This window comes from Chryseobacterium paludis (assembly GCF_025403485.1).
Classification (GTDB): domain Bacteria; phylum Bacteroidota; class Bacteroidia; order Flavobacteriales; family Weeksellaceae; genus Chryseobacterium; species Chryseobacterium paludis.
On the sequence record NZ_CP099966.1, the window covers coordinates 3067501 to 3072500 of the forward strand.

A 5000-nucleotide genomic window follows, 5' to 3' on the forward strand; every position below is an offset into this window, starting at 1 on the left:
GTATGGGAATATTAACCCATTGTCCATCCACTACCCCTTTCGGGTTCGCGTTAGGTCCCGACTAACCCTCAGCTGATTAGCATGGCTGAGGAAACCTTAGTCTTTCGGTGAGGGGGTTTCTCGCCCCCTTTATCGTTACTTATGCCTACATTTTCTTTTCTGTACGCTCCACAATGGCTCGCGCCACTGCTTCTGTGCAAACAGAATGCTCCCCTACCAGATGTACATAAGTACAAATCCATAGCTTCGGTAATATGTTTATGCCCGATTATTATCCATGCCGGACCGCTCGACTAGTGAGCTGTTACGCACTCTTTAAATGAATGGCTGCTTCCAAGCCAACATCCTAGCTGTCAATGCAGTCCAACCGCGTTGCTTCAACTTAACATATATTTGGGGACCTTAGCTGTTGGTCTGGGTTCTTTCCCTCTCGGACATGGACCTTAGCACCCATGCCCTCACTGCCGTAGAACATTTATTAGCATTCGGAGTTTGTCAGGAATTGGTAGGCGATGAAACCCCCGCATCCAATCAGTAGCTCTACCTCTAATAAACTTATATACGACGCTGCACCTAAATGCATTTCGGGGAGTACGAGCTATCTCCCAGTTTGATTGGCCTTTCACCCCTACCCACAGGTCATCCGAAGACTTTTCAACGTCAACCGGTTCGGTCCTCCACTCTGTGTTACCAGAGCTTCAACCTGCCCATGGGTAGATCACAAGGTTTCGCGTCTAATCCTACTAACTATACGCCCTATTCAGACTCGCTTTCGCTCCGGCTCCGGACCTGAAGTCCTTAACCTCGCTAGTAAAATTAACTCGTAGGCTCATTATGCAAAAGGCACGCCGTCACCCAACATGTGGGCTCCGACCGCTTGTAGGCGTACGGTTTCAGGTTCTATTTCACCCTTCTATTCGAAGTGCTTTTCACCTTTCCTTCACAGTACTTGTTCACTATCGGTCTTTCAGGAGTATTTAGCCTTGGAGGATGGTCCCCCATATTCAGACAGGATTTCACGTGTCCCGCCCTACTCATTTATCATCAAAATATACCTTTCAAATACGGGGCTATCACCCTCTATGGCTGTTCTTTCCAGAACATTCTTTTAAATATATAAAGACTTTTGGGCTAATCCGCGTTCGCTCGCCACTACTTACGGAATCTCTTCGATTTCTTTTCCTCCGGGTACTTAGATGTTTCAGTTCTCCGGGTTTGCTCCTCTTACGAGGTGACTGGTCTTCAACCAGCCGGGTTGCCCCATTCGGACATCTCGGGATCAATTCGTGTGTGCCAATCCCCCGAGCTTTTCGCAGCTTACCACGTCCTTCGTCGCCTCTGAAAGCCTAGGCATCCGCCATACGCCCTTAACGATTTCTTTCCTAATTATTAATTAGTTCAGTATTTTTTGCTCAGCATTGCTGCCAAGCTATTTTTTGTAAACTCAAACGCTTAATTGCGCTCGGTTTTCTCTTTGTGATATTTTTACCGTTAATGTCAATGATCTTAATGTCTTTCTGCTTGTCTGATGAATGAATATTTGTTTTGGCTCTATTCATTATACTTTTAAATCAGACTCACAAAACTGTGGAGAATAAGGGAGTCGAACCCTTGACCTCCTGCGTGCAAGGCAGGCGCTCTAGCCAGCTGAGCTAATTCCCCCTCTAGTCAGACTTCAGATTACAGATTACAGATCCCAGAATTAAATCTGATCCCTACCATCTATTATCTTCCCGTCTTTTTCAATTAGTAGTCTCGGGCAGGCTCGAACTGCCGACCTCTACATTATCAGTGTAGCGCTCTAACCAGCTGAGCTACGAGACTGTCTTGTTAGACTTTTAGATTAAAGACTCCAGATATCAGACCTCATTGTCTTTCTTCTTTTATCTTTCATCTTGCCTCTCTTCCCTATACTAATTTCTAGTGGGTTTTGTATTTTTATATATATAATCAACCAAATAAAAAACTAAAGCATACTTTAAGTAAGTACATGATACACTTAAGTATCTTTAATTTTGTTTATCGTCCCGAAAGACGCTCTAAAATGAGATGTTCCAGCCGCACCTTCCGGTACGGCTACCTTGTTACGACTTAGCCCTAGTTACCTGTTTTACCCTAGGCAGCTCCTTTTACGGTCACCGACTTCAGGTACCCCAGACTTCCATGGCTTGACGGGCGGTGTGTACAAGGCCCGGGAACGTATTCACCGCGCCATGGCTGATGCGCGATTACTAGCGATTCCAGCTTCATAGAGTCGAGTTGCAGACTCCAATCCGAACTGAGACCAGCTTTCGAGATTAGCATCCAGTCACCTGGTAGCAGCCCTCTGTACTGGCCATTGTATTACGTGTGTGGCCCAAGGCGTAAGGGCCGTGATGATTTGACGTCATCCCCACCTTCCTCTCTACTTGCGTAGGCAGTCTCACTAGAGTCCTCAACTTAATGCTAGCAACTAGTGACAGGGGTTGCGCTCGTTGCAGGACTTAACCTAACACCTCACGGCACGAGCTGACGACAACCATGCAGCACCTTGAAAATTGTCCGAAGAAAAGTCTATTTCTAAACCTGTCAATTCCCATTTAAGCCTTGGTAAGGTTCCTCGCGTATCATCGAATTAAACCACATAATCCACCGCTTGTGCGGGCCCCCGTCAATTCCTTTGAGTTTCAAACTTGCGTTCGTACTCCCCAGGTGGCTAACTTATCACTTTCGCTTAGTCTCTGAATCCGAAAACCCAAAAACGAGTTAGCATCGTTTACGGCGTGGACTACCAGGGTATCTAATCCTGTTCGCTCCCCACGCTTTCGTCCATCAGCGTCAGTTAAGACATGGTAACCTGCCTTCGCAATTGGTGTTCTAAGTAATATCTATGCATTTCACCGCTACACTACTTATTCCAGCTACCTCTACCTTACTCAAGACCCGCAGTATCAATGGCAGTTTCATAGTTAAGCTATGAGATTTCACCACTGACTTACGAGTCCGCCTACGGACCCTTTAAACCCAATAAATCCGGATAACGCTTGCACCCTCCGTATTACCGCGGCTGCTGGCACGGAGTTAGCCGGTGCTTATTCGTATAGTACCTTCAGCTTTCCACACGTGGAAAGGTTTATCCCTATACAAAAGAAGTTTACAACCCATAGGGCCGTCGTCCTTCACGCGGGATGGCTGGATCAGGCTCTCACCCATTGTCCAATATTCCTCACTGCTGCCTCCCGTAGGAGTCTGGTCCGTGTCTCAGTACCAGTGTGGGGGATCACCCTCTCAGGCCCCCTAAAGATCATTGACTTGGTGAGCCGTTACCTCACCAACTATCTAATCTTGCGCGTGCCCATCTCTATCCACCGGAGTTTTCAATATCTAATGATGCCATCAAATATATTATGGGGTATTAATCTTCCTTTCGAAAGGCTATCCCCCTGATAAAGGTAGGTTGCACACGTGTTCCGCACCCGTACGCCGCTCTCAAGATTCCGAAGAATCTCTACCGCTCGGCTTGCATGTGTTAGGCCTCCCGCTAGCGTTCATCCTGAGCCAGGATCAAACTCTCCATTGTATGTTTGTCTGACTCACTCAAAGTTATTTTACGCTTTAGTTTTTCCTTACTTGGTTGTTATATTATTTTTCAATGATCTCTCTTCTTCCGCTTTATACCGTAGCCTCATTTTCTGTCGTTTGGACTACTGATTTGCGAGTGCAAAAGTAAATGTTTTTTTTGATGTGACCAAATTTTTCTGAAAGAAAATTTAAAGTTTTTTTAGTAACCTTAATCCCTATCTCTTATTCAATCCTATACTCTCCTGCGCTCCCTTAATTGGGACTGCAAAGATACAAACTTTTATCAATTATCAAAATAAAATATTATTTATTTTTCTAACCTTCAGTCCTATTTACTTATCGTCTGCGCTACCTACTATCTCTCGTTTTCAGTGGGGCAAAAGTACATCTTATTAACACTACAATCCAAACTTATTTAACATAAAATTTACTTTTAATTCATATTTACTTTTAACTCCCTGAATTACAAGAACTAAAATTTTAACCCTATTTGCAAAGAACTGCCATACTGAGCTTGGGAATTAGTTAATACTATATCAATCCTGTAGTTTTAGGATTTCAGATCTGGAAGATTGGAGAGATTTTGGATCCAAAAAGTTGAATGTTTGAGGAGAAATAGGGAAGACTAAAGGAATCTTTTATGGATTTTCACTGGATCGGATGGTAAAATATTCTGTGACGATCCGGGTATTTAATGAAAACGAACCTTTTAAAGAAAGCATCCTGTTGTTTTTGATAAAAAGTAGATTTAAAATTTTAATGGAACAGGTTATTTAAGAATGAAAGAGTATGAATCTTTGAATCTAATACTGCGTGTGATTTTTTTATTTTTTATTTTTTATTTCTTGTTTGTGATTTGTGTTTCCTGTTTTATGTTTGTGATTTTTGCTTGCTGCTATATTCTGTCCCTGTTTTTCTTTTTGCTGCTTATCATGGTTTATTCTGATTCCTCATATTCTATTTTATATTAAATAATTTTCTTTATTCTTTATTCTTTATTCTTTATTCTTTATTCTTTATTCTTTATTCTTTATATTTTTAAATCTTGCTCTTTTTTCTTTTGCCAGATAATAGATCGCCTTTGTTATAAAATGAGAGTAGTCTTTACTGGCAAAGGTAGAGGAAAGGGGTTTTACTTGTTCTTTATTATAATGATGTTCATAGTCCATATCGTTATGTCCTATATTGGAGTAGATCATATTATATTTTGTGTTGGTCCAGATGATGGGATAAAAGCCTTCAGTCCAGATCTCATGTTTCTTGGGGCCTGTTCCTACCGGAAAACCTTTTTCATCTATCGCATAAAGGATACTTATGTCTTTATTTTTGGTAAGGTCATTCTTCCAGGCGTACCATTCATTGGGTGGTGTATGTAGGAAGGGTTGTGATTCTGTGAATTTATTATTAGTAATTCTTCTGAGTACGACTGAAGTGGGTCT

The 5000-nt window shown here is 42.3% G+C and carries 1 protein-coding gene, 2 tRNA genes and 2 rRNA genes (2 of these 5 only partly in view); all 5 read right to left on the reverse strand.

Annotated features, from left to right (window positions below):
• A 23S ribosomal RNA gene (locus NG806_RS13865) occupies positions 1-1381 on the reverse strand (it extends 1373 nt beyond the left edge of the window).
• 207 nt (positions 1382-1588) lie between these two features.
• Positions 1589-1662, reverse strand: a tRNA-Ala gene (locus NG806_RS13870).
• Between the two features lie 88 nt (positions 1663-1750).
• A tRNA-Ile gene (locus NG806_RS13875) sits at positions 1751-1824 on the reverse strand.
• Between the two features lie 218 nt (positions 1825-2042).
• Positions 2043-3559, reverse strand: a 16S ribosomal RNA gene (locus tag NG806_RS13880).
• Together the 16S and 23S rRNA genes with 2 tRNA genes alongside form the textbook arrangement of a ribosomal RNA operon.
• Before the next feature lie 1018 nt (positions 3560-4577).
• On the reverse strand, positions 4578-5000 hold the end of the coding sequence (locus tag NG806_RS13885) for a ThuA domain-containing protein (RefSeq protein WP_261510151.1). 444 nt of this gene lie beyond the right edge of the window; 423 of the gene's 867 nt are visible here — the last part of the coding sequence; its start codon lies beyond the right edge, outside the window — the gene reads right to left on this strand; it ends in the stop codon at positions 4578-4580.